Below are 23,468 nucleotides of genomic sequence, written 5' to 3' on the forward strand. Positions count from 1 at the left end.
GGTGTCAAAGGAATGACCATCACTGCTACAGCACTTCCCAAATCCGGAGAAGAAGACGGAACCGTCAAGTACGCGGGCATAGGGCCGCTGGCGCTCGAAGCCGGCGGTCACCTCCCCAACGTCGTGTTGGCGTACGAAACCTGGGGACGACTCAACGCCGACGCGTCCAATGCCGTGCTCATCCAGCATGCGCTGACGGGCAGCACCCACGTTGCCCGCGGAGCCACGGACGAGGAAGGGTGGTGGGAGCAGTTGGTGGGTCCGGGCGCCACCATCGACACCAACAGGTTCTTCGTTGTCTCCATCAATATCGTGGGCGGCTGCTATGGCAGCACCGGCCCGTCCTCCGATGCGCCGGACGGCAAGCCGTGGGGTTCCCGGTTCCCCCTGGTCACTCTTCGCGACAGCACGGTTGCTGAGGCCCGTTTGGCGGACCTCTTGGGGATTGAATCCTGGCACGCGGTCCTGGGCGGCTCGATGGGTGGGGCCAGGGCCCTCGAATGGGCTGTCACGTTCCCGGAGAGGGTCAACCGCTGCGCCGTCATTTCGGTGGGAGCCTACAGCACCGCCGAGCAGATTGCCTTTGCGCAGGCCCAAACCCTGGCCATCCGGCAGGACCCGCACTTCAACAATGGGGACTACTACGGCGGTCCGGCTCCGGAACACGGACTTGCCCTGGCCCGCCGGATTGCGCACATCACGTACCGTTCCGCCCTGGAACTGGATCTCCGCTTCGGCAGGGAAGCCCAACATCAGGAAACGCCGCTCTCCGCAGCAGTCCTGGGGGAGCGTGGTCGCTACCAGGTGGAAAGCTACCTGGACCACCAGGGGACAAAGCTTGTGCGGCGGTTCGATGCCAACAGCTATATCGCCATCACCGAAGCGTTGATGTCCCACGACATCAGGCGGGGACGGGGCACACTGCAGGAAGCACTTTCGCGTGCCACCGCCGAGTTCTTTGTTGCTGCTGTGGACACGGACAGGCTGTACTTCCCGGCCCAGTCCAAGGAACTGGCGGCAGCACTGCCGGGGAATGTTCCGGTCCACACCATCCAGGCGCCGATCGGCCACGATGGCTTCCTCACGGAAATCGGCCAATTGTCGGAGCAGCTTCGCGGGGCGTTCTTCGCCTGACCGTGAGGAGCCTGTTCGTAGAGTTGCCTGTTTGTGGACGTGCCTAGCCGTTCATGATCTCCCCGCGTTGTTTCATGTAGTCCTCCATGGCGATCTGGCCATTGGTGAACTTCGCATCCAGTTCAGCCAGCTTGCGGGCGCGGTAGCCCTGGGGCTCGGAACCGGCAGTGGGAAACGGCGCGGGAGCGGGCTGTCCGGCCCGGTAGGAATCGCTTGGGTAGGAACCGCTTGGGTAGGAGGCGTTCGACGGCGGCGCGACCTGCGGAGCCTCGTCTGCAGGGCGGATGACTGCCGGCCCTGGCGGGTAGCCCGGGTAATTCTGTTGCGGGTAGTCCTGCGGCGGGTAATTTTGTGGTGGGAAACCCTGTTGCGGATAATCCTGACCACGAAAATTCCCGTTCTGCAGGCGGCGGGCCTTGGACCGGTTGTACATGCGGATTCCCATGGGAATCAGCCACGAGCAGACGATGATCCAGAAGATCAGATTGTTCACAGTGCAGGCCTCCTAGGTCTTAACCCCAGCTTAGCCCTGTGCCCATCACAGCAGCTTGGCCTCCATGCCCAGGAAAATCCCGTAGCGTTCCGCTTCGGCTTCCAGGGCCATCTGCTCTTCCTTGGTTGTCGGCTTGTCCATCCGGACTTCGAGCCCGCACATGCCCCCTGCGAAGCTGTGCCGCCACCATCCGGCCAGCCTGCCGTCCACGAGGACTACATGCATGGGGCCGTTGTCCTCAGGCAAGTACGGTGCGGTGCCGCCCAGGTAGTGGCGGGATTGCGAGTACCCCATCACGTATTCGTCGAAGCATTGGATGAGGTCGACGCGGGGGAGCACGGAACCGGCCGCTGGACCGGCAGGAGCCTCCAGGGCTTCTACGTCAGCCGAGGCGCCGTAAAAGTCCAGGTCATCGAAGGAGACCCGGGCCAACGTTCCCGGTGATAATTCCGCGGCGACGTTGAGTCCCAACGTGACGTCTTTCATGGTCAGCCCGGACCACGCCGAACAGTCCTTCACGGTAGCCGGTCCGCGACTGCTGAAATACCGCAGGGCCATCTGCCCCAGGGCGTGTTCCCGGTCCGCTCCGCTGAGCGGCCCGGAAAAAGGAGCGGTGACGCGTTCGGAGAACAAAGCGTAGGTCTGCTTCAGGGCTCCTCCAGCCGAACGAACCGGAGCGCCGCTCACCAGAATGCCGCTGATTTCGGCGTGCATGAGGTGGTAGATGAAACCCAGCCCCTTGCCGGGAAAGCCGGCCTGGCCCAGAACATCAGCCAACTCCTCGCGGGTCTTGTGGGCACCATCCGCCACGGCTGCTGCAAGAATCCTCCCACTGTGGGCGGCAGTTTCCCCGTCCACCCCGGTCCGCTTGTACATGCCCTTGTTGCCTTGATGCAGCCGGTCAGCGGACAACGCCATCAACCAGCCCAAGTCATCCCTGTGCACAAAATGCCATGTGGGGCGCAGGATGTGCGTCCGCAGGATGGTTCCGTCGGCAACGGCCTGTTCTACTGCAGCTGCAGTGCTCGAGGGCGTCCGCTGCGCCACGGTCCAACGGGCATAGGCGAATTCCTGCGACTGGACGGCCAGGAGATTGCGCACCACATCCCCTGGAGCTGCACCCAGGGGAGGACGTAACTGTTGCCGTCGGAGACGCAACTGCCGGACCCCCGCTGTACGGGGAGAGTCATCACTCGCCATGCTGGTTCACCGGCCCATCGCTCCCGGCTAGCTCCGCGGCATCACGGTACCGGCGGCACCAAAGACCGGTCCCGGCGTCGGACGCTTTGGCGTGATGCCGTCGCCGGACGATTGGTGACGGAGCCTCCGGATAACCCAAGGTACGAAGTATTCCCGTGCCCAGACCAGGTCCGATGAGCGGGCTTCCCGCCATGTCCGGGGAGGAAGGGCCTTGGGTACCAGCGGCTCCAGGGTGTGCTGGACGTTCAATGCCTCCAGGACCATCATGGCGATGGTGTGGTGGCCCAGGGGGGAGAAATGCAGGCGGTCGGCATCCCACATCTGGGTGTCAGCGAGCTGCCGCAAGGACCACATGTCGGCAATGATGGCGTCATGGCGGGCTGCGACCGTTCGCAGGTTCTCGTTGTAGATGGCAACTTTGCCCCGGATGCGGCCAAGGACCGAGGACGCAGTATCCGGACCGTTGAAGAGGACCACCGTGGCCCCACCCGAGCCCAATTCGCCGACGGCGGCGTCGAGTTTCTCGGCCAGAAGGTCGGGATCACCGCCGGGGCGGATGAGGTCGTTTCCTCCGGCGGAAATGGAGACGAGGTCCGGTTGCAGTTCCAGGCAGGGGCCGACTTGCTCGTCGACGATCTGCTGCAGCAACCGGCCCCGGATGGCGAGGTTGGCGTAGGCGAAGTCCTCGTGTCCGCGTCCCAGCTCTTCGGCGACACGGTCCGCCCAGCCGCGGTAACCGCCGGGATTGGCAGGTTCGGGATCGCCGATGCCTTCCGTGAACGAATCACCCAACGCCACGTAACGGCTCCACGGGTGCTTTTGGGCGGGTTCGCCCGGTTTCACTAAATGATTGTTCTCACTCACGCTCATATCCTGCCCCCAGAGGGCCGACCTACGCCACCGTAGGTTGTTACTTACGGGTAACTGCAAGAATGGAGGCATGACTGAAGCCCCCGCTTTTCCAGCACCTGTTGTCCTCTGGTCCCACGAGGAAGCCGAACGCGCCGGCAAGCCCCTCCTGGTCCTGCTGCACGGCTACGGATCCAACGAGGACGATCTCTTCAGCCTGGCCGGGCTCCTCCCCGAGGGGTTCGTCGTGGCATCGCTGCGTGCACCGATGCCCATGGGCCCGGGTTTTACGTGGTTCCCGCTCACTGCGTCCATCGACTACTCCCTGGACGCCGTGAAGCTTGCCGCCGAATACGCCCTGGAATGGCTGGACACGGTAAAGGTCAACCATTCCTCGGTTACGCTTCTTGGCTTCTCCATGGGCATGGCCATGGCGACCACCATGCTCCGGTACCGTCCCGCGGACTTCGCGGCCGTCGTCGGGCTTTCAGGCTTCGTGATCGACGCCGGTGGCGACGCCGCGTTCAAGGACGACGAGCTGGACGGATCGGTGCCGATGTTCTGGGGCCGTGACCAGCAGGATCCTGTCATTACGCCGGACAAGATCGAATACACCATGGGCTGGGTCCGCAAGCATGTGGACCTTACCAAGGTCCTCTACACGGGCATGTGGCACGGCATCAACCAGCAGGAAATCGGGCACGTAGGGGAGTTCCTCACCCACAAGGTCCTCGCCCCCTAAGGGGCGTTGTTTCAGGCGGTGGTGATCCGCACTGTCTGACCGTTGACGGTCACGGTGTCACCGGCGTGGAGTTGGCGGCCGCGCCGTTCATCGATCTCGCCGTTGACCTTCACCAGGCCGTTCTTGATGAGCTCCGTGGCCTCTACGCCGTCCTCCACCAAGCTGGCGAGCTTGAGCAGTTGGCCAAGGCGGATCATGTCGTCACGGATGGGGATCTCTTCAATTTCGGGGTTGCTCATACAGCAATGATGCCTGAAGTAGTGTTGAGACGGTGCCGCAGCCTTCTCCCCGTTCAGCCCTTCCGTTGGCCGTTGGCCTGCCCATTGCAGTAGCAACGGGCCTGGTCATTCCGTTGCAGGGAAGGATCAACGGGGCGCTCGGCGCCAAACTCGACGACGGCATCGCCGCAGCTGTGGTGAGCTTCACCACAGGCCTGCTGCTGATCAGCGCGATATCCTTGGCGACGCCCAAAGGAAGAGCCGGTCTCCAACGAATCATCCCCGCCGTGCGGAACCGCAGCTTTCCCCGCTTCTACGTCATGGCCGGTGCGATCGGTGCATTGTTCGTCTTCGCGCAGTCTTTCACGGTGGCACTGCTCGGAGTCGCGCTGTTCACCGTGGCAGCCGTGACAGGGCAGACGCTGAGCGGTTTGCTCGTTGACCGCATGGGCATCGGGCCGGGAGGGCGCCGCGCCATCACAGGGGTGCGGGTCCTCGGCAGCGTCCTGACCGTCGCCGCCGTCGCCTGGGCTGTCTCGCCGCGCTTCGGCGGAGACGCCGACCTCGCCTCGCTGGTGCTGCCCGTCCTTCTTCCCTTGGCTGCAGGCTTCCTGATGAGCTTCCAGCAAGCCATGAACGGCACCGCCACGGTTCATTACGGCACGCCCGTGGCGGCGACCTTGGTCAACTTCGTGGCAGGTTCAGCGGTTCTCTGGACAGCGTGGCTCATCAAGCTCGCCGTCGCGGGACCGGGTAATCCGCTTCCGGCTGAGTGGTGGTACTACCTCGGTGGCCCCATGGGTTGCGTCTTTATCGGGCTGGCGGCCCTGCTGGTCCGCAGCCTGGGCGTGCTGATCACCGGCCTGGGCATGATTGCCGGGCAGTTGGTCGGGTCTCTGGTGCTCGACGTCGTGATCCCCAGCCCCGGCGCGGTGGTCGCCTTGCCCACGGTGCTGGGTACGGTCCTCACCCTCGCCGCGATCATCGTCGCCACCTTGCCCTGGCCCAAGGGAGCTTTCGCACGGAGAGGTGCGGCGAAAGGCCGGTAGGGTAGGAGTCAGTAAATTTCCCCCAAACCCCGCCGGACAACCTCGTCCGGAATCCGGGGTCAAACCACCGCGGACCGCACCCAGCGGCCCTGTAGAACAAATGGAGTCACCCATGGCAGCAAAATCCGTCCTTGACCAGGTCATTTCCCTCTCCAAGCGGAGGGGCTTTGTCTTCCAGGCCGGTGAAATCTATGGTGGCTCCCGTTCTGCCTGGGATTACGGCCCCCTCGGCGCAGAGCTGAAGGAAAACATCAAGCGCCAGTGGTGGCAAAGCATGGTCCGCGGCCGCGAGGACGTAGTGGGCCTGGATTCCTCCGTTATCCTGCCCCGCCAGGTATGGGAAGCGTCCGGCCACGTGGAGGTCTTCTCCGATCCCCTGGTTGAGTGCCTCTCCTGCCACAAGCGCTACCGCGCGGACCACCTCGAAGAAGAGTATGAGGAAAAGAAGGGCCGCCCGGCAGAGAACGGCCTGGCGGACATCGTCTGCGCCAACTGCGGTACGCGTGGTCAGTGGACCGAACCCCAGGAATTCTCCGGCCTCCTGAAGACCTTCCTTGGCCCCGTGGCCAGTGACGAAGGCATGCACTACCTGCGCCCGGAAACGGCACAAGGAATCTTTGTGAACTTCAACAACGTGCTCACCACCTCGCGCAAGAAGCCGCCGTTCGGCATCGGCCAGATCGGCAAGTCCTTCCGCAACGAAATCACGCCGGGCAACTTCATTTTCCGCACCCGCGAGTTCGAGCAGATGGAGATGGAGTTCTTCGTCGAGCCCGGCACGGATGAAGAGTGGCACCAGTACTGGATGAAGGAACGCATGTCCTGGTACACGGGCCTGGGTATCCGCGAAGAGAACCTGCGCTTCTTTGAGCACCCCTTGGAGAAGCTCAGCCACTACTCGAAGGGCACCACGGACATCGAGTACCGCTTCGGCTTCCAGGGTTCCGAGTGGGGCGAGCTCGAGGGCATCGCCAACCGCACGGACTTCGACCTCTCCACCCACGCCAAGGCCTCCGGCACGGACCTGAGCTACTTCAACCAGGCCACCAACGAGCGCTACACGCCGTACGTCATCGAGCCCGCCGCCGGCCTGACCCGCTCCTTCATGGCGTTCCTGATCGACGCCTACACCGAGGACGAGGCACCCAACGCCAAGGGCGGCGTCGACGTCCGCACGGTACTGAAGCTGGATCCGCGCCTGGCACCGGTCAAGGCTGCCGTCCTGCCGCTGAGCCGCAACGAGGACCTGTCCCCGAAGGCCAAGGCGCTGGGCGCCCAGCTGCGCAAGAACTGGAACATCGACTTCGACGACGCCGGTGCCATCGGCCGCCGCTACCGTCGCCAGGACGAAATCGGTACGCCGTTCTGCATCACCGTGGACTTTGACACCCTCGAAGACCAGGCCGTGACCATCCGTGAGCGCGACACCATGAGCCAGGAACGCGTTTCCCTGGACAAGGTTGAGGGCTACCTGGCCGCGCGTTTGATCGGCGCTTAGCCATGGCCTTGGAATACCGCGAATGGAAGGAAGGCGACGACCTCGCCCTTCTGGAAATCTGGGGTGGTCCTGAGACCCTCCCGGCAGAACAGTTCCGTGCTGCCCTTGCACCATCGAGCAACCAACCGTGGCGCCGGTGCATCGTGGCCGAGGACGTAGTCGACGGCGTACGGATTCCCGTTGCCGCCGGCGTGGTCCACGAGGCTTCCCTGCACCCGGAACGCCTGTGGGCCTACATCGAGGTTGCCAAGGACCACCGCCGCAGCGGCGTTGGTGCCACCCTCCTGACGATGCTTCGCCGCGAAGCCGGGAACTCGCCGTCGGGCGTTTCCAAGCTCCGCAGCAAAGTTGAACCGGACACTGCAGGTGCGGCGTTCGCCGCTGCCGCCGGGCTGGCACCGATCCAGCGCTCCCAGCTGGTGGTGGTGGATCCTGAGCCCCTGACGCTGCCGCGTTTCGGGGACGGTTCCGAGGAAGCAGCATCGGAGCGGGTGGAGGATCTTGCGACCGGCTCGGTTGAGCTCAGCGACGTTGTTGGTAAGTACTACTCCCACGTCCATCATTGGGACAGCCCGGGGGAGCTGAGCATCGCCACTGTCCAGCGACTGTTCCTGCACGATCTCACCGGCGCCCATGGTGCCATTGTGCTGCGGGCACCCAAAGCCAGCGCCTTCGGCGATGGTGTTCCGGCGAGCCGCAAGGGAAAGATCCAGGCTTTTGCCATCAGCTACGCCCAGGGTGGCACCGACGAACCGTCGGACGTCTTCCTTGGGCACGATCCCAGTCTGTCCGCCGAGGACGCTGCGTTTGCGGTGCGGGATCTGCTGGCGCTCATTGCCTATCAGCACCCAGTGTTGCTTGAAGTCGATGAGTCCATGACGGCCCTGCGGACAGTCCTTGGGCCGCTGCTGGAATCCGGTAAGGCCCATGTCCGGGGTGCGGATACGTTGATTGTGAGCGACTGAGCGACTGAGCGATCGACGGCGTCGCGGTCGCCGTTGGACTACTGGCAATCCTGTCTGGCCCATGTTTCATGGGTCAGGCAGGATTTGCCGTTTCCGGGGTGGTTCCCGAAGGTTCTTGACGCGGCAAACGCTCAGGAGTAGTCCTATCGAAGTAAGCCCCCACGCCATCACATCCGGGGGGAGAAGCGTGTGGAAACATCCGGTCTCACGTCTGAATCGATGGTAAGCACTATGAACAAAATCGCCCTCGACGGGCTCCGAGAACAGTTGCGCGGACAACTCGTGACTCCCGAAGATCCTGACTACGACGCGGCACGCGCCGTCTTCAACGCCATGGTGGACAAGCGTCCTGCCGGCGTCATCCGTGTAGCCCAGGTCTCCGACGTCATCGCCGGCGTGAACTTCGCCCGGGAAAACTCCATGCCACTGGCCATCAGGGGAGGTGGGCACAGCGCTCCCGGATTCGGCACGTGGGACGACGCATTGGTTCTGGACTTCGTTAATCGCCCGGGGGTGCGGGTGGACCCGCAAAATTCCAGGGCCCGTGCCGAGGCAGGTACTACCTGGGCCGACTTCAACCACGCCACCCATGCCTTCGGGCTCGCCACCACCGGCGGCATCGTGGGATCCACCGGTGTGGCGGGTCTGACCTTGGGCGGGGGAATTGGCTACCTGGCAAGAAAGTACGGGCTCTCCTGCGACAACCTGGTCTCTGCGGATGTGGTGACCGCCGATGGCAACTTCCTGATCGCCAGCGACGAACAAAATCAAGACCTGTTCTGGGCCATTCGTGGCGGGGGAGGAAACTTCGGCGTGGTGACTTCCCTCGAGTTCCAGCTCCATCCCGTGGATATGGTCCATGCGGGAATCATCATTTATGGTGCCGAGAACATCCCGGCTGTTGCCCGGTTCTACCGCGACTACATAGCATCCGCGCCCGAAGAGTTCGGCGCCTTCCTGGGCTTCCACCAAGGACCGCCCGTTCCTTTCCTCCCCGAGGAATGGCACGGAAAGTCCGTTTGCGTCGTCGTGGGAATGTGGACGGGCGATCCAGCCGAAGGCGAGGCTCGCTGGCAGCCCTTCCTGGACGCCGCCCCGGTGGCGGGCTCCATGGTGGCTCCCATGCCGTATCCGGCCCTGAATGTGGCATTTGACGGGCTCAACCAGAAAGGCATGCAGGGGTATTGGAAAGCCAACTTCCTGCGCGATCTCAACGACGGCGCGATCGCTGCCCACGCACAGTTCGGGGCCACAGTGACCAGCGTCAACACTGCGGTCCACGTCTATCCCATAGATGGAGCAGTGTCCCGCGTAGGCGTGCAGGACACTGCCTTTGCCCACCGCGACATGAAGTTCGCTCCGGTCATCGCCACCCAGTGGCCCGACCCTGCGGACAACGAAGCAAACATCGCATGGGCCCGAGCATATGCAGCTGCGTTGGCCCCGCACTCGGAAGCTGGTGGATACATCAATTTCATGGACTCCGAGGACCAGAACCGAATCGCGGACAATTACGGACCTAACTGGGAAAGGCTGGTAGCGGTCAAAGCCAAATACGACCCCGACAACCTCTTCCGCGTAAACCAGAACATCGCGCCGGCCTGAGTCGGGAGTCCGCACGTAAACGGCACCTATGGCTCGGCATGGCGTCGATAAGCTAACCGGATGACGATGATCGAGGCCTTTGGGCCTACCTTGCTGGGCGTCGTCCTCCTCGTGGCCCTGACCGCGGTAGTGCTGACCGTTTATCGGGTGCCCTACCGGTGGGCGCCGGCTCTGGCGATCCCGAGGGGGACGGTGCAGTTGATGGTCATCAGTGTCATCCTCAGCGGTGTCATCTCGAGTCCATCGTTTGTTGCCGCAGCGTTGCTGGTCATGTTTGCCGTTGCTGCAATGACGGCCACCCGGCGGATGGGCTGGAGTTGGAAGAACCTTGGCCTCGTGGGCGGATCCATGGGGCTCGGTGTTGCCGTGACGCTCGAGGAAGTGGAAGGATGGTTGGCCTTGGGCCGACACCTCGTCAGTCAATGCTGGAGCTGGCCCGCCACACTGTGTATTCGGCGTTGATTCCGTCCATAGACCAAACAAAGACGACGGGGCTTGTGACTCTGCCGGGTGCTTTTGTCGGGGCTATATTCGGTGGCATTTCACCGCTTGAGGCCGGACGGTTCCAGATCGTGGTGCTGGCCGGAATCATGGCGGCCGGTGCTTTGACCGCAGTTTTGGTCATCGCTTCCCGCGCCGCTGTTCAGCTGCGTCCAGCGCCATTGAGCCGGTGATGGGGCTACCGGCGATATTTGAAGGCCCGAGGAGCAGGTAGCTGTTGAGGATGCCCGTGGCCAGCCTATGGCATGGACATTGGGAGAATGATCCTCATACAGGTGCCTTGCGGGCCCGTGGAAACCACGTCAGCGGAGCCTCCGGCGGCGACGGCGATGTCGCGGACAAGGGCCAGCCCGATGCCGAAACTGCGCTGCTGCTGGCCCACGCCTTGATGGGTTGTCCGGGCGAATCGGTCGAAGATCCGGTCCCGGTCAATGCCGGTGATGCCCGGGCCTGTATCAGTCACGGTAATGATGGCCTGGCCGCCGGCAACGTTGGTGGCAACCGCTATCTGGCCGCCTGCCGGAGTATGGACAAGGGCGTTCTCCGCCAGACCCAGGATTGCACGGTGAAGCCTTTGCGGCGCAATGACCGCCCGTGGTTGTCCCTGGTTGGAACAATTCAGGGTAATGTCCCGGTTGGCAGCCAACAGCCGGACGCTGTCCACCACGTCCTGGGCAACGCCAGCGACGTCAGTCACCACAGCATACGGTTCCTGCGCCGCTCCGCTGGCGGATTCAAGGAGTTCGTTGACGATCGCGGTCAGGGCGGACGTGTCGCTTCGGATTCTAGCCAGCGCTTGGCCGTCCGCCGTATCAGGTGTTGTGCTGCGCTGCACCAGTTGAATTCTGGCGTCCAGGATAGCCAGGGGCGTGCGCATCTCGTGACTCGCGTCCTGAACGAAACGCCGTTGGATGGCCAGTGCCTCGCCCAGCGGCCGGATCGCGCTGCGGGCGCTGAGCCAGCCAATACCCCCGGCCAGCAGGACTCCCACCGCCCCGGCGATGGTCATCGCTTTGATCAGATCCTTGGTATCGAGATAGGCGTACACCGCGCCCGGCTCAGCCGGTTCCGGGCTGCCGGACTGGTTGAGCAGGTACAGCGTAGCCGCCGCCAGGAGGCACAGGACCGCAATGGCGCAGGCGGCACTGATGCGAAGAGCGATTCGCAGGGATGCCCGACGCAGGAATGCTTGATCCTGACCCCCAGAAGCGGGTTCTTTAGTCATTCGCATCACCAATCTGATATCCCAAGCCGTGCACGGTCCGAATAACAGATTTCGAAATTTTTCGTCGCAGGTGGTGTACGTAGGTATCGATCATCCCTGGCAGGTCACCCTGGCTTAACGTGGCATTGAGCAGCTCTTCGCGCGTGTAGACGCGATCTGGTTTCGCCGCCATCGTAGCCAACAGTTCGCTCTCCTTCGCCGTCAGGGAGGCTTGGAATCCATGGATGGACCGGATGGACCTGGCAGCAGGGTCCAGTTCCCAATCTCCAATAGTGAAAGTCTTGGGCTCTGGCTGGTAATTGCGGGTCAACGCCCTCAGCCGCGCACCCAGTTCCAGCGCGTCGAAGGGCTTGGTCATGTAGTCATTGGCACCCGCATCGAGTCCCCTGACCTTCTCATCTGTTGCGCCGAGCGCGGTAAGGATGAGGACAGGGGTGGCGATGCCTTTGGACCGGAGCGCGCCAATCAGCGCGACACCGTCCATGCCGGGCAGGCCCCGGTCCACTACCATCACATCCCAGCTCCGGGAAAGTCCCAGATGCAGGCCCTCATGGCCGTCTACCGCGACGTGGATTTGGTAGTCCGGCTCGAGGAGTTCGGCGATAAGCGGTCCCAGGACGGTGTCGTCTTCGACCAGAAGCAGGGACGGCTTGGTGGGTGTGCTCACGAATCCATTCTCGCTTGTTGGTCACTTTCCGGCTTACGGGCCCGCTTGCGCTTGAGGAACTCGATGCCCCACGGCAACACGGAGACGAGGACCATGACAATTGCTATGAGATCAATGTTCTTCGACACGAAGTCAAACCGCCCCAGCCAGGAGCCAAGCAAGGTCACGGAGGTCGCCCAGAGGATTGCCCCAGTGACATTCCAGAGAGCGAAGGATTTATAGTCATAGCGCGCGATTCCCGCGCTCAGCGGCGCGAAGGTCCGTACCACGGGCACAAAGCGCGCCAGGAGCAGGGCCGGGCCCCCTCGGCGACGGAAGAACTCCTCCGCCTTTGTCAGGCGCGCAGTCTTCAGTACCCGGGCGTCGTCCGAAAACCATCGGCGGCCGAACCGGCGGCCCAGCAGATAGCCCACTTGGTCACCGGCAATGGCGGCCACGGCCACAACGGTGATTAATACCGGCAATGTCAGGTTCAGTTGCTGGTGCAGGAGCCCGGCAGTGAAGAGCAGCGAATCTCCCGGCAGGAACGGAAACAGGACACCGGACTCGATAAAGATGATCAGAGCCACGACCGCCAGCGTTGCAGGGCCCAGACCCTGCAGGAGGCTTGCCGGATCCAGGATAGGCAGCAGTTCGGTGTGGATCAGTGCAGGGGCGAACGTGAGGGCTTCCATGTGGGCTTCTTTCACTGGGGACTCCGGCGGGACCGGGACGACGATGTGGACTGGAGCCGGGCAAAAACCGAGGGGGCATACCGGTTCCATAGGCCAGCCATCAACACGACGGCCGCAAGCGTTGCCGGGAACGACGCCACGACATCCAGGGGATAGTGTGCTCCGATGTACACGCGGGACCATGCGACGATCACTGCCAGGCCTGTTCCGATCCAGAGAACCGGTTTCTCCGCGCGGCTCCCTCGAGAGAGAAAATATGCCGCCAGGGCAAGGGCGACAGCCAGAGACGTGTGCCCGCTGGGAAAGCTGTTGGACACTGGCTCCGGAACAAGGGGATCCAGCAATAGGTCCGGGTCAGGTCGGATCCTGCCGATGACCACCTTGAACAACTGGCAGGTCAACCACCCTGAGCCCACCGTGAGGGCAAAGAGCACAGCTTTCGGGGGCGACCTTCGGATCAGGACGAGGTACAGGCTAGTGGCCAGCACCATCAGCGCTCCGGCCACAGGTCCGAACAGCAGGTTCAACGCCAAAGCCAAACCAGTCAGGACGGGGATGTGGTTGCGGCTGAAGCCTTGGTCCACGGCCAACTCAGCCGACGTGAAACCTGGCACCCACTGGACCGCCAGCCCAACAGTGATGACGGCCACCGCAAGCACCACCGCAACCGTCAGCCAGTGTCGGTGAGCGGGCAGCCGCTGTAGGTGCACAGGGCCGGATGGCGGTTTTTGCAAGATGGGACCCTTCGGCAGGACGTATCGTTCTTCCCATCGTCTGCCAGGACAATTAAGAACCAGTTAAGAAGTCCCCGGACAAGTTGTGCCGTCAAGTTGTGCCGTCAGATGGTGATACGGTCCGCGGGCTCCCTGACCTGTTCCCGAGGCAGCACCGGATCATCCTGACGCCGGATCCTCCAGAAGGAGGTCCGGCGAGCACTGCCGTCCCACGTAGGCTTAACCCCATGAGGTTTTGCAGCTGATGGGCCACAGTCATTCCCACGGTCATTCCGAGGGTTCGGAACCAACTCCGCAGGCGATCGCTTCCCGTAAACGGGCCAACTGGCTGCTGGCGGCCGTCCTGGTGCCGTTGGGTGTGCTCACTCTCGTGGCGATGTTGCTTATGTGGCCGTCGGGCAGCCGGGAGGGAATCAACTTTTCCAGTCCCTACCAGGCTGCCCCGGGGGTCACTTTCGATACCGGCAAAATCCAGAGCGTGGTGGTGGAGAGCTGCTCGCAGACGGGTCAAACGAACAGCAGCCAGTCCGGCAGCAGCCAGCCCGGCAACAGCCAGTCCAACCAAACCGGCGGGTCCCAGTGCACCTTCGCCTACACCGTTCCGGACAAGGGCGGCGAGGCGGTCAAGGTGGTCATCAACCCTGATGTTGCGATGTCCCACGGGGTGGATGTCGGCGACTCCATCCGCTACCTGAACCTTTCCGGCGTCCAAGGAAGCAGTGCGGGCAACGGCGCCCCGGCGTACGTCTTCGTTGATTTTGTCCGCAACATCCCCATAGCCGCCCTGGCGGTGCTGTACGCGGTGGTGGTGATCGCTGTTGCCCGTTGGCGCGGCTTCCGTGCCCTGCTGGGCCTGGTGGGGGCCTACTTCGTCCTGGTCAGCTTCATCCTGCCCGGTCTGGTGGAGGGCAAGCCACCGCTCCTGCTGGCGCTCGTGGGGTCCACGGTGATCATGATCGGGGTCCTCTACTTTGCCCACGGGTTCTCGGCGAGAACGTCCACAGCGTTGCTGGGCACCATCTTCGGCCTGGGAATCACCGCCCTGCTGGCCGCCTGGGCCACGGATGCAGCAAACCTGGCGGGCGTAGGAAACCACGACGCTTCAACGTTGGTGAACATGTCACCGCAGATATCGATCTCCGGGATTATCCTGTGCGGTTTGATTATTTCCGGCCTCGGTGTCCTCAATGACGTCACCATCACCCAGTCCTCGGCCGTTTGGGAACTCTATGAGCTGGCGCCGAACACCAGCGCCCGCAAGCTGTTTTCCTCTGCGATGCGGATTGGCCGGGACCACATTGCTTCCACGGTCTACACCATCGCCTTTGCGTATGCGGGTGCCGCCCTTCCCATTCTGATTATTGTGATGCTGTACGACCGCCCCTTGGCCGAGGCCCTGACCAGCGCCGAACTGTCGGAAGAAGTCATCCGGACCCTGGTGGGCTCCATCGGCCTCGTCCTTGCCATTCCGGTCACTACCCTCATCGCCGTCCTGGTGGTCAAGGCCACCGGGATGAAGCGCCTTGCCGCCGCGGGGACCGCCGTCAGTCCGGACGACCTTGACGACACCGGCGCGCTGGCCGCTGCCGCCGTCGTGGCCGGTTCCGAGAAGGACGAAAGGAACGACGCCGGTACCCGCCCGGGTGCCGGGGACGGGCCGGTGCGGCCCGGGAGTCGCCGGGCGCAGCGCGAAGCCGAACGCCGGGGCAGCGACTAGCCCGATGACATTTGTCATCCCGAACAGGTGACACCCGCTACGGGTGTATGGATGCTCCTCCGGCTTGAATGGGTACACCAGACCTATTCCAGGGAGAGTAATGACAACACCGGGTGTTCCTGCGGTTCGCGCCGCCGGACTTCATAAGAGCTTCGGAAAAGTGCAGGCGGTGCGCGGCCTGGACCTGACGGTTCAACAGGGGGAGGTCGTGGCTTTCCTGGGCCCCAACGGCGCGGGAAAGACCACCACCATCGACATGATCCTGGGCCTGAGCACCCCGGATGCCGGCGAGGTGTCCATTTTCGGCCACAGCCCCAGAGGGGCCGTTTCCCGCGGACAGGTGGCCGCCGTCATGCAGACGGGGGGTTTGCTGCGCGACATCAGCGTCCGGGAAACCGTGCAGCTCACGGCCGCGATGTTTGATTCGGCACGGCCCGTGGATGAAGTCCTGACCCGCGCGGGAATCCTGGACATCGCCGACCGCCGGGTTGAAAAGTGCTCCGGCGGCCAACAGCAACGTCTTCGCTTCGCCATGGCTTTGGTCTCGGACCCCGGCCTGCTGATCCTGGACGAGCCAACCACGGGCATGGACGTTGCGGGGCGCCGGGACTTCTGGTCCGCCATCCGCGACGACGCGTCGAGGGGTCGCACCGTCATCTTCGCCACCCACTACCTCGAGGAGGCCGACGCCTACGCAGACAGGATTGTGCTGGTCCGCCAAGGGACGGTGGTTGCTGACGGCACGGCAGCGCAGATCAAGAACCTGGCGTCCGGGAGGACAGTACGGGCTTCGCTGCCGGCCGGTGACCGCGCGCTGCTGGCAGGATTGCCGCCGGCAGACCATGTGGAGTTCGACGGCGGCCGCGTCACCGTCCGCACCTCCGACTCGGATTCCGTAGTCCGGTTCCTGCTCACCAAAACAGGAGCCCACGATCTTGAAGTGGTTGCGAACAACCTTGAGGAGGCCTTTGTGACCCTCACCGCGGACGAAGCCGGGACGGCCACAACCCCCACGGATCCAACAGCCCCCACGGATCCAACAGCCCCCACGTATACCTCAGCCCCCACTGCTTTGGAAGGGGAGCGGGCATGAGCCAGTCGACAGCAATGCAGGACCGCAAGCCCTCCGCCGGCGGTGTCAACACGACGTTCCTGTGGATCGAAATCAAGCGGATGCTCCGGAACCGCCGGACCATCGTCTTCACCGTGCTCATGCCCGCGATCTTCTTCTTCATTTTCGGGCTGTCCAACAAAGACCAGCAATTGCCCAACGGCCACAGCTACGGCCAGTACATCCTGATCAGCCTGACCGTGTACGCAGCCATGACGGCCGCCACGGGAGCCGGCAGCCAGGTGGCGGTCGAACGTGCCCAGGGATGGAGCCGGCAACTGCGCCTCACGCCCCTGCTGCCCGGGGCGTATATCGCCATCAAGGCAGCTGCGGCGTTGACCCTCTCGCTGGTGGCTGTGATCGCCCAGTTCGTGATCGGAGCCATCGCCGGAGTGACCATGGACGCGCAGACGTGGCTGACCGCCGGGCTGGTGGCCTGGTTGGGTTCCCTGGTGTTCGCCGCCCTGGGACTTTTCGTGGGGTACCTCATGCCCAGCCAGAACGTCATGCAGATCCTTGGACCGGCCCTGGCGATCCTTGCCATGCTGGGAGGCCTTTTCATGCCGATCGAAATCATGGGCGATACCTTCGGGACCATCGCCAAATTCACGCCCGCCTACGGGATCGGTCAGCTGGCGCGCAGCCCCATCACCGGTGAGTTCGACGTCTTGTGGATTCTCAACGTCCTGGTCTGGCTCGCCATCTTCGTCGGCGGCGCCGCCATGGCCTTCCGCCGCGACACCAGCCGCGTCTAAGTTGCTCCGGCGTGGCTAAGGTGGGATCCATGAGCAGCCAGTCCCTGGGGGATGCCTTCCGCGGTCCCGGACCCCGCAAATGGTTCATCGGCGCCGGCTTTTCCATTGTCCTCTGGGCGTGGCCCACCTGGAACCTCGTGTGGTCCGTGGACGAACCGGCAGGCTGGAAGGTACTGGCCTCGGCGTCGTTGGTGGCCTTCTTCGCCGCCTATGCCGTTTTGCCGATGTTCAGCCGGGTACGGGACAGTCGGACCGGCCTGCTGTGCCTCGCGATCCTGCTGGCACTCAACGGCCTGGTGATCCTTCTGGTGGGCAGGGAAGCGCTGTGGACGTGGCCTTTCCTGGCGTGCGCCATTGGAATGACCACACTTCCGCCGCGCGTCGACTTCGCTGTGATCGTGGCGCTTTCGGGAATTTCACTTGCGTCGGAACTCGCCGGCGGCAACCCTGGACAGGCTTTCTTCCAACCGGCCCTCATCCTGTCCCTGGGATTCATGATGTCCTCGTTTGCGCGCCTGATCCGCCAGACCGTTGAACTCCGGACCGCCCAGACTGAACTGGCGGATGCCGCCGTCGCCGCCGAACGCAGCCGTGTGGCCAGGGACATGCACGACATCCTGGGGCATTCCCTCACTGTCATAGCGGTCAAAGCCGAGTTGGCTGCCCGGCTGTTGGAGCAGGCACCCGGCGGACCGGCCAAGGACAAAGCCTCAGCGGAAATCGTGGAAGTCCAGGAGCTGGCGCGTGGTGCGCTCGCAGATGTCCGGGCCACAGTTGCCGGCTACCGCGGGGTCAATGTCCTGGCAGAACTCGCGGCGGCCCGGACGGCGCTGGAATCGGCGGGTATCGACGCTGATCTTCCGGGGACTGTGGAGCAGGTGCCCGCCAAGCACCGTGAGCTGTTCGGCTGGGTACTGCGCGAGGGCGTGACGAACGTTGTGCGGCATTCCGGTGCCGGGCGTTGCCGGGTCCGGTTGACGGCGTCGACGGTTCTGGTGGAGGACGACGGCGTGGGGCCGGGTCCGGCAGCGGGCGGCAACGGGCTGGCGGGGCTTCGGGAGAGAGTGGCCAGTGCCGGTGGCACAGTAAACATAGGTGCGAGCGACCTGGGAGGGTTCAGATTGGCTGTTGACGTATGACCATCCGGTTGGTGATCGCGGACGACCAGGCGCTGGTGCGCGGTGCCCTTGCCGCCCTTCTGGGGCTTGAAGAGGACATCGAGGTGGTGGCGGAGCTGGCGGACGGCGCAGGCGTTGTGTCGGCCGTGCTGGAGCATGCCGCCGACGTGGCGATGCTCGACGTCGAGATGCCCGGTCTGGATGGCATCAGCGCTGCCGCGGCAGTCCGCCGTGCGGTACCGACATGCCGCGTCCTGATGGTCACGACGTTCGGCAGGCCGGGTTATCTCAGGAGGGCCATGCAGGCCGGAGCCTCCGGGTTCGTGGTCAAAGACACGCCTGCGCGGCAGCTGGCCGAAGCCGTGCGTCGCGTGCACAGCGGGCTCCGCGTGGTGGACCCGATGCTCGCCGCGGAGTCTCTGACCTCCGGTGACAGTCCGCTGACCGAGCGGGAGGTCGAGGTGCTGAAGGCTGCATCCGACGGCGGTACGGTGGCGGACATTGCCAAAGCGGCGATGCTCTCAGAGGGCACGGTACGGAACTATCTCTCAGCGGCGATGGCCAAGACCGGCGGCCGGACGCGGGCGGAAGCCGTGCGCCTGGCACATGAGAACGGGTGGCTTCTGTGAGGGCCTGCGCCCCCGATTTGCCCTGCTTTGCAACAATGGATAGGTGACTGTAGTAGCAACGCCTCCCGCACCAAAGCTTGAGCTCCCGCCCCTGAAGCTCGGCGGGATTACCGTGGACACCCCGGTAATCCTTGCGCCGATGGCCGGAATCACCAACTCCGCCTTCCGCAGGCTCTGCCGTGAATACGGTGGCGGCTTGTACGTGGCCGAGATGGTGACCTCGCGTGCCTTGGTGGAGCGGACGCCGGAATCGCTGCGCATCATCTCCCATGACGAGGACGAGAAAGTCCGCTCCGTCCAGCTCTATGGCGTGGACCCCGTAACCGTAGGCGCAGCGGTGCGGATGCTCGTGGACGAGGACCGCGCCGACCACATCGACCTCAACTTCGGCTGCCCCGTCCCCAAGGTCACCCGCCGCGGGGGAGGGTCCGCGCTGCCGTGGAAGATCGACCTCTTCACCTCGATCGTGCAGACCGCGGTCAAGGAAGCCTCCAAGGGCGGAATCCCGCTGACCATCAAGATGCGCAAAGGCATCGACGATGACCACCTGACCTACCTGGAGGCAGGACGCATCGCCCGTGACTCCGGAGTTGCCGCAGTGGCGCTCCATGGCCGGACGGCTGCACAGTTCTATTCCGGCCAGGCCGACTGGTCCGCGATCGCCCGCCTCCGCGAGGCCCTCCCGGACATCCCGGTGCTCGGCAACGGCGATATCTGGTCCGCTGAAGACGCTGTCCGGATGGTGCGCGAAACCGGCGTCGACGGTGTTGTCGTCGGCCGTGGGTGCCAGGGCCGTCCCTGGCTGTTCGGCGATCTCCAGGCTGCTTTCGAAGGCAGCGACCAGCGGCACCGGCCCGGGCTGCGCGAGGTTGCCGAGGGCGTCTACCGTCACGCGGAACTGATGGTGGAGACCTTCGGGAACGACGAATACAAGGCTCTCCGCGAGATCCGCAAGCACATGGCCTGGTACTTCAAGGGCTACGTGGTGGGCGGCGAGCTGCGGGCGAAACTTGCCACAGTGCCCACCCTGGAGGTCCTGCGGGAATTGCTCGACGAACTGGACATGGATCTTCCTTATCCGGGCGTCGATTCCGAGGGCCCCCGGGGGCGTGCCGGATCCCCGAAAAAGCCGGCGCTGCCCAAGGACTGGCTGGACAGCCGTCAACTGAACGCTGAACAGAGCGCGGATATCTCCGCAGCGGAGCTGGACGTTTCGGGCGGTTAGCCTCACACGTGTAAGACTGGCTCAAGAAGCTCCACACCCCGGCGCTTGAAGGAGGCAGATACCCATGGGAACCGAAGCAATGCTTGGCCACGATGCAGCAAGCCACGATTTTGTGCTGGCCATCCCCGGATACGCCGAGGCAGACTCTGCCCGGTGGGTTGAAGAGCCGCGCAAGAGCAACTACCGCTCCGACTTTGAACGGGACCGCGCCAGGGTCCTGCATTCCTCCGCGCTGCGACGCCTGGGCGCCAAAACACAGGTCGTGGCCCCGGATACCGATGACTTTGTCCGCACCCGGCTCACGCACAGCCTCGAGGTTGCGCAGGTAGGCCGCGAACTGGGCCGTTCGCTGGGTTGCGATCCCGATGTCGTGGACACCGCTTGCCTGAGCCACGATCTTGGCCACCCTCCGTTCGGCCACAACGGCGAATCCGCATTGAACGAAGTGGCTCACACGATCGGCGGTTTCGAAGGCAACGCCCAGACGCTTCGGTTGCTGACCCGCCTCGAACCCAAGGTGCTCGCTGCGGACGGCAGGCCGGCAGGGCTTAACCTGACCCGCGCGAGCCTGGACGCCGCCTCCAAATACCCGTGGTCCGCCGTCGACGCCCCCGTGATCCATGGCCACCGCACCAGCAAGTTCGGCGCATACGAAGACGACCTTCCCGTATTTGAGTGGCTGCGCGAGGGCGCGCCCGGCAACCGCTCCTGCATCGAGGCGCAGGTGATGGATCTGGCCGATGACATCTCGTACTCGGTGCACGATGTGGAAGATGCGATCGTTGCCGGCCACTTCCAGCTGAAGTGGATGGAGAACCCTGACCATCGGGCCCGGGTGGTGGGCTACACCAAGCAGTGGTACCTCCCGCACAACGACCCCGCCGAAATTGATGCTGCCCTTGCCCGGCTCGAGGCCACCAAGGTCTGGGTCCGGGAAGCTGACGGCAGCCGCAAGTCGATGGCGGCGCTGAAGGACATGACCAGCCAGTTGATCGGCAGGTTTTGCCAGAGTGCCATGGAAACAACGCGGGCGCATTTCGGACCGGCCAACCTCACCCGTTATGACGCCGAACTCATGGTCCCCGAGGAGACCGTGACGGAGATCGCGGTGCTCAAGGGATTGGCCACCACCTTCGTCATCTCCACGGACCACCGGCAGCCTGTCTACGAACGCCAACGCGAAGTGCTGCACGCGCTCGTGGGCGTCTTGAACGCCACAGGCGACCGCCACCTGGAGCCGATGTTCGCCGCCGACTGGAGGGACGCCGTCGACGACGGTGCCCGCCTGCGGGTCGTCATCGACCAGGTGGCGTCGTTGACGGACGTCTCTGCCCTGGCCATGTACGAGCGTCTGGTGGGCAGCCTCCCGTCGCTTTGGTGAGGCGCGCCCGGGCGCCGGGCGGTTTGGTCGATGCGACTAGGATGGACACGTGGCTGGCCTGATCAAACGTGAAGATATCGACGAAGTACGCCAGCGCACGGACATCAAGGAAGTCGTTGACGGATACGTCACGCTCAAAGGTGCCGGACTGGGCAGTTTCAAAGGCCTGTGCCCCTTCCACGACGAACGTTCTCCCTCCTTCACCGTCCGCCCGCAGGTGGGCAGGTATCACTGCTTCGGCTGCGGCGAGGATGGCGACGCCATTTCCTTCGTCCAGAAGATGGATCACAGTTCCTTCCACGAAGCCGTGGAAAAGCTCGCGGCCAGGATCGGTTACGAGCTGCGGTACGAAGACGGCGGGACGGGTCCCAGCCGCGAGGAAGTGGGCAAGCGCCAGCGCCTGCTGGACGCCCACAAGATCGCCGATGAGTTCTTCCGCGCACAGCTTCTGACCCCCGGAGCGGCGGAAGGCCGTAACTTCCTGGATGGCCGCGGGTTCGACCGTGCTGCCGCCGAACACTTCGGAGTGGGATACGCGCCGCAAGGCTGGGACGCGCTGTTGAAGCACCTGCGCGGACGCGGGTTCACGGATGCTGAGTTGAAGCTCACTGGAATGTTTTCAGAAGGTAATCGAGGCATTTACGACCGCTTCCGTGGCCGGCTGATCTGGCCCATCCGGGACATCGCGGGGGACACCATCGGTTTTGGTGCGCGCAAGCTCTACGAAGACGACCAGGGCCCCAAATACCTGAACACCCCGGAGACCACGCTCTACAAGAAATCCCAGGTCCTCTACGGCATCGATCTCGCCAAACGGAACATCGCCAAGGAGCGCCAGCTGGTAGTGGTGGAGGGGTACACGGACGTGATGGCCTGCCACCTTGCAGGGGTCACGACGGCGGTGGCCACCTGCGGTACAGCCTTCGGTACAGAACACATCAAGGTGGCCCGGCGGCTGCTTTCGGACGACGGCAGCGGGGGAGAGGTCATTTTCACCTTCGATGGTGATGCCGCCGGCCAGAAGGCCGCTCTGAGGGCGTTCGAGGAGGACCAGCGCTTCACGGCCCAGACCTACGTGGCTGTGGAGCCTTCCGGTGCTGATCCCTGTGACCTTCGCCAGCTCAAAGGTGATGCCGCGGTGCGCGAGCTCATCGGTACCCGGAAACCGCTCTTCGAATTCGCCATCAGGGCCACCCTGCGGCGGCACAACCTGGACACCGTGGAGGGCCGCGTAGCAGCGCTCCGTGAGGCTTCTCCGGTGGTGGCGCAGATCAGGGACTCAGCCACAAGGCCCGAGTACACGCGGAACCTTGCCGGCTGGCTGGGCATGCCCATCGAGGAAGTCAGCCGATACGTCGGCGCGGCCGCTAAACGGGGGACAAGCGGCAGCAACGCTGCAGGCAGCGGCGAGCAAGCAGCGGCCGCGGCAGCACCGCCGTCGGGCGGTCCGGTGTTCAACCGTCCCAACCCCCGCGACCCCGTAGCGGGGATGGAACGCCAAGCACTCGAGGTGGTTCTTCAGGATCCCGCAGTGCTTGGTGGAGTGGCGTGGGACCGCTTTGCGGCTACGATGTTCGCCACGCCGGCCTATGCTGCCGTCCATGCGGCGATCCGCGCCACGGGGCTCGGCCATACGGCAGACCCGGTGTCGTGGGTGGAGCAGATCCGGCAGGAAGTACCCGAGCCCCTGCGCAATCTGGTGTCCGAACTTGCTGTGACACCACTGCCCGCCAGCACCCCGGAAGCGATGCAACGGTATTGCCGGGATATCCTGGCCCGACTCTTCGAGCTTCAGATCACCCGCATCAAGGCCGACAAGATGGGGCAGCTCCAACGGCTCGACGCTGCCTCCCAGCCTGAGGAATTCCAGCGGCTGAACCGTGAGTTGATGCAGCTCGAAATGGAACGCCGGGCGCTGCGCTCGGACGGCTGAGATCCTCGATTTCGTTTTCCGGCAGCCCCCTGTTAAGCTAGTAAC

The 23,468-nt window shown here is 63.9% G+C and carries 24 protein-coding genes; 16 read left to right on the forward strand and 8 right to left on the reverse strand.

All coding sequences use genetic code 11. From position 1 onward, the window contains the following. Positions 1-12: 12 nt before the first annotated feature. Complete coding sequence (metX, locus tag JMY29_RS06915; RefSeq protein ID WP_039240446.1) at positions 13-1,134, forward strand: homoserine O-acetyltransferase MetX; 1,122 nt, start codon at positions 13-15, stop codon at positions 1,132-1,134. A gap of 43 nt (positions 1,135-1,177) precedes the next feature. On the opposite strand, the gene JMY29_RS06920 is transcribed toward metX, so the two are convergent. From JMY29_RS06920 to JMY29_RS06930, 3 genes are read right to left on the reverse strand one after another with little or no spacing between them, the layout of a single operon-like run. Next, the gene (locus JMY29_RS06920) at positions 1,178-1,627 is read right to left on the reverse strand and encodes a hypothetical protein (protein WP_064721838.1); all 450 of its coding nucleotides are present in this window, start codon (positions 1,625-1,627) and stop codon (positions 1,178-1,180) included. A gap of 45 nt (positions 1,628-1,672) precedes the next feature. Continuing rightward, on the reverse strand, positions 1,673-2,827 hold the full coding sequence (locus JMY29_RS06925; protein WP_039240449.1) for a winged helix DNA-binding domain-containing protein: 1,155 nt from the start codon (positions 2,825-2,827) through the stop codon (positions 1,673-1,675). 27 nt (positions 2,828-2,854) lie between these two features. Beyond that, the gene (locus JMY29_RS06930; RefSeq protein WP_189075830.1) at positions 2,855-3,697 is read right to left on the reverse strand and encodes an SGNH/GDSL hydrolase family protein; all 843 of its coding nucleotides are present in this window, start codon (positions 3,695-3,697) and stop codon (positions 2,855-2,857) included. 70 nt (positions 3,698-3,767) lie between these two features. Between JMY29_RS06930 and JMY29_RS06935 the strand changes: the two genes are divergently transcribed. After that, a complete protein-coding gene (locus JMY29_RS06935; RefSeq protein ID WP_189075829.1) occupies positions 3,768-4,418 on the forward strand; it encodes an alpha/beta hydrolase in 651 nt (216 codons plus the stop codon). An 11-nt stretch (positions 4,419-4,429) separates the two neighbouring features. Here JMY29_RS06935 and JMY29_RS06940 read toward each other — a convergent pair whose 3' ends face one another. Beyond that, complete coding sequence (locus JMY29_RS06940; protein ID WP_018777454.1) at positions 4,430-4,657, reverse strand: RNA-binding S4 domain-containing protein; 228 nt, start codon at positions 4,655-4,657, stop codon at positions 4,430-4,432. 32 nt (positions 4,658-4,689) lie between these two features. Between JMY29_RS06940 and JMY29_RS06945 the strand changes: the two genes are divergently transcribed. From JMY29_RS06945 to JMY29_RS20920, 6 genes are all read left to right on the forward strand, one after another. Next, a complete protein-coding gene (locus JMY29_RS06945) occupies positions 4,690-5,685 on the forward strand; it encodes a DMT family transporter (protein WP_018777455.1) in 996 nt (331 codons plus the stop codon). 112 nt (positions 5,686-5,797) lie between these two features. Next, positions 5,798-7,183, forward strand: a complete 1,386-nt coding sequence (locus tag JMY29_RS06950) for a glycine--tRNA ligase (protein ID WP_018777456.1) — start codon at positions 5,798-5,800, stop codon at positions 7,181-7,183. Positions 7,184-7,185: 2 nt separating this feature from the next. Next, positions 7,186-8,148 (forward strand): GNAT family N-acetyltransferase, encoded by a 963-nt coding sequence (locus JMY29_RS06955; protein ID WP_189075828.1) that lies wholly within the window; start codon positions 7,186-7,188, stop codon positions 8,146-8,148. A 231-nt stretch (positions 8,149-8,379) separates the two neighbouring features. After that, positions 8,380-9,753 carry an FAD-binding oxidoreductase gene (locus JMY29_RS06960; protein ID WP_189075827.1) on the forward strand — a complete coding sequence of 458 codons (1,374 nt, stop codon included), beginning with the start codon at positions 8,380-8,382 and terminating at the stop codon, positions 9,751-9,753. Positions 9,754-9,813: 60 nt separating this feature from the next. After that, positions 9,814-10,215 carry an ABC transporter permease gene (locus JMY29_RS06965; RefSeq protein ID WP_307730319.1) on the forward strand — a complete coding sequence of 134 codons (402 nt, stop codon included), beginning with the start codon at positions 9,814-9,816 and terminating at the stop codon, positions 10,213-10,215. Beyond that, positions 10,176-10,427, forward strand: coding sequence for an ABC transporter permease (locus tag JMY29_RS20920; RefSeq protein ID WP_307730320.1), 252 nt, complete (start codon positions 10,176-10,178; stop codon positions 10,425-10,427). Before JMY29_RS06965 ends, JMY29_RS20920 begins: the two co-directional genes overlap by 40 nt. Positions 10,428-10,492: 65 nt before the next feature. Here JMY29_RS20920 and JMY29_RS06970 read toward each other — a convergent pair whose 3' ends face one another. The 4 genes from JMY29_RS06970 to JMY29_RS06985 are packed head-to-tail and all read right to left on the reverse strand — an operon-like array spanning position 10,493 to position 13,470. After that, positions 10,493-11,479 (reverse strand): sensor histidine kinase, encoded by a 987-nt coding sequence (locus JMY29_RS06970; RefSeq protein WP_039240454.1) that lies wholly within the window; start codon positions 11,477-11,479, stop codon positions 10,493-10,495. Then, positions 11,472-12,146 carry a response regulator transcription factor gene (locus JMY29_RS06975; RefSeq protein WP_039240455.1) on the reverse strand — a complete coding sequence of 225 codons (675 nt, stop codon included), beginning with the start codon at positions 12,144-12,146 and terminating at the stop codon, positions 11,472-11,474. The genes JMY29_RS06970 and JMY29_RS06975 overlap by 8 nt, the downstream gene beginning before the upstream one ends. Continuing rightward, positions 12,143-12,820, reverse strand: a complete 678-nt coding sequence (locus tag JMY29_RS06980; protein WP_039240456.1) for a DedA family protein — start codon at positions 12,818-12,820, stop codon at positions 12,143-12,145. Before JMY29_RS06980 ends, JMY29_RS06975 begins: the two co-directional genes overlap by 4 nt. 11 nt (positions 12,821-12,831) lie before the next feature. Continuing rightward, entirely contained in the window at positions 12,832-13,470 is a 639-nt protein-coding gene (locus tag JMY29_RS06985; RefSeq protein ID WP_229778603.1) for a phosphatase PAP2 family protein, read from the reverse strand. A 328-nt stretch (positions 13,471-13,798) separates the two neighbouring features. On the opposite strand from JMY29_RS06985, the gene JMY29_RS06990 reads away from it, so the two are divergent. The 8 genes from JMY29_RS06990 to dnaG all read left to right on the forward strand — a co-directional run bounded on the left by JMY29_RS06990 (position 13,799) and on the right by dnaG (position 23,423). After that, a complete protein-coding gene (locus JMY29_RS06990; protein ID WP_189075826.1) occupies positions 13,799-15,271 on the forward strand; it encodes a YibE/F family protein in 1,473 nt (490 codons plus the stop codon). A 100-nt stretch (positions 15,272-15,371) separates the two neighbouring features. After that, a complete protein-coding gene (locus JMY29_RS06995; RefSeq protein ID WP_189075825.1) occupies positions 15,372-16,364 on the forward strand; it encodes an ABC transporter ATP-binding protein in 993 nt (330 codons plus the stop codon). Continuing rightward, the gene (locus JMY29_RS07000) at positions 16,361-17,137 is read left to right on the forward strand and encodes an ABC transporter permease (protein WP_035733434.1); all 777 of its coding nucleotides are present in this window, start codon (positions 16,361-16,363) and stop codon (positions 17,135-17,137) included. The genes JMY29_RS06995 and JMY29_RS07000 overlap by 4 nt, the downstream gene beginning before the upstream one ends. A gap of 29 nt (positions 17,138-17,166) precedes the next feature. Next, positions 17,167-18,276, forward strand: coding sequence for a sensor histidine kinase (locus JMY29_RS07005; protein WP_110504553.1), 1,110 nt, complete (start codon positions 17,167-17,169; stop codon positions 18,274-18,276). After that, on the forward strand, positions 18,273-18,884 hold the full coding sequence (locus tag JMY29_RS07010; protein ID WP_055975094.1) for a response regulator transcription factor: 612 nt from the start codon (positions 18,273-18,275) through the stop codon (positions 18,882-18,884). Before JMY29_RS07005 ends, JMY29_RS07010 begins: the two co-directional genes overlap by 4 nt. A gap of 43 nt (positions 18,885-18,927) precedes the next feature. Continuing rightward, positions 18,928-20,109 carry a tRNA dihydrouridine synthase DusB gene (gene dusB, locus JMY29_RS07015; RefSeq protein ID WP_018777469.1) on the forward strand — a complete coding sequence of 394 codons (1,182 nt, stop codon included), beginning with the start codon at positions 18,928-18,930 and terminating at the stop codon, positions 20,107-20,109. A gap of 64 nt (positions 20,110-20,173) precedes the next feature. Then, entirely contained in the window at positions 20,174-21,490 is a 1,317-nt protein-coding gene (locus tag JMY29_RS07020; RefSeq protein ID WP_018777470.1) for a deoxyguanosinetriphosphate triphosphohydrolase, read from the forward strand. Positions 21,491-21,539: 49 nt separating this feature from the next. Further along, positions 21,540-23,423, forward strand: a complete 1,884-nt coding sequence (dnaG, locus tag JMY29_RS07025) for a DNA primase (RefSeq protein ID WP_079581019.1) — start codon at positions 21,540-21,542, stop codon at positions 23,421-23,423. Positions 23,424-23,468: the final 45 nt, after the last annotated feature.

Origin of the sequence: Paenarthrobacter nicotinovorans (assembly GCF_021919345.1) — a bacterium.
GTDB classification, from domain to species: domain Bacteria; phylum Actinomycetota; class Actinomycetes; order Actinomycetales; family Micrococcaceae; genus Arthrobacter; species Arthrobacter nicotinovorans.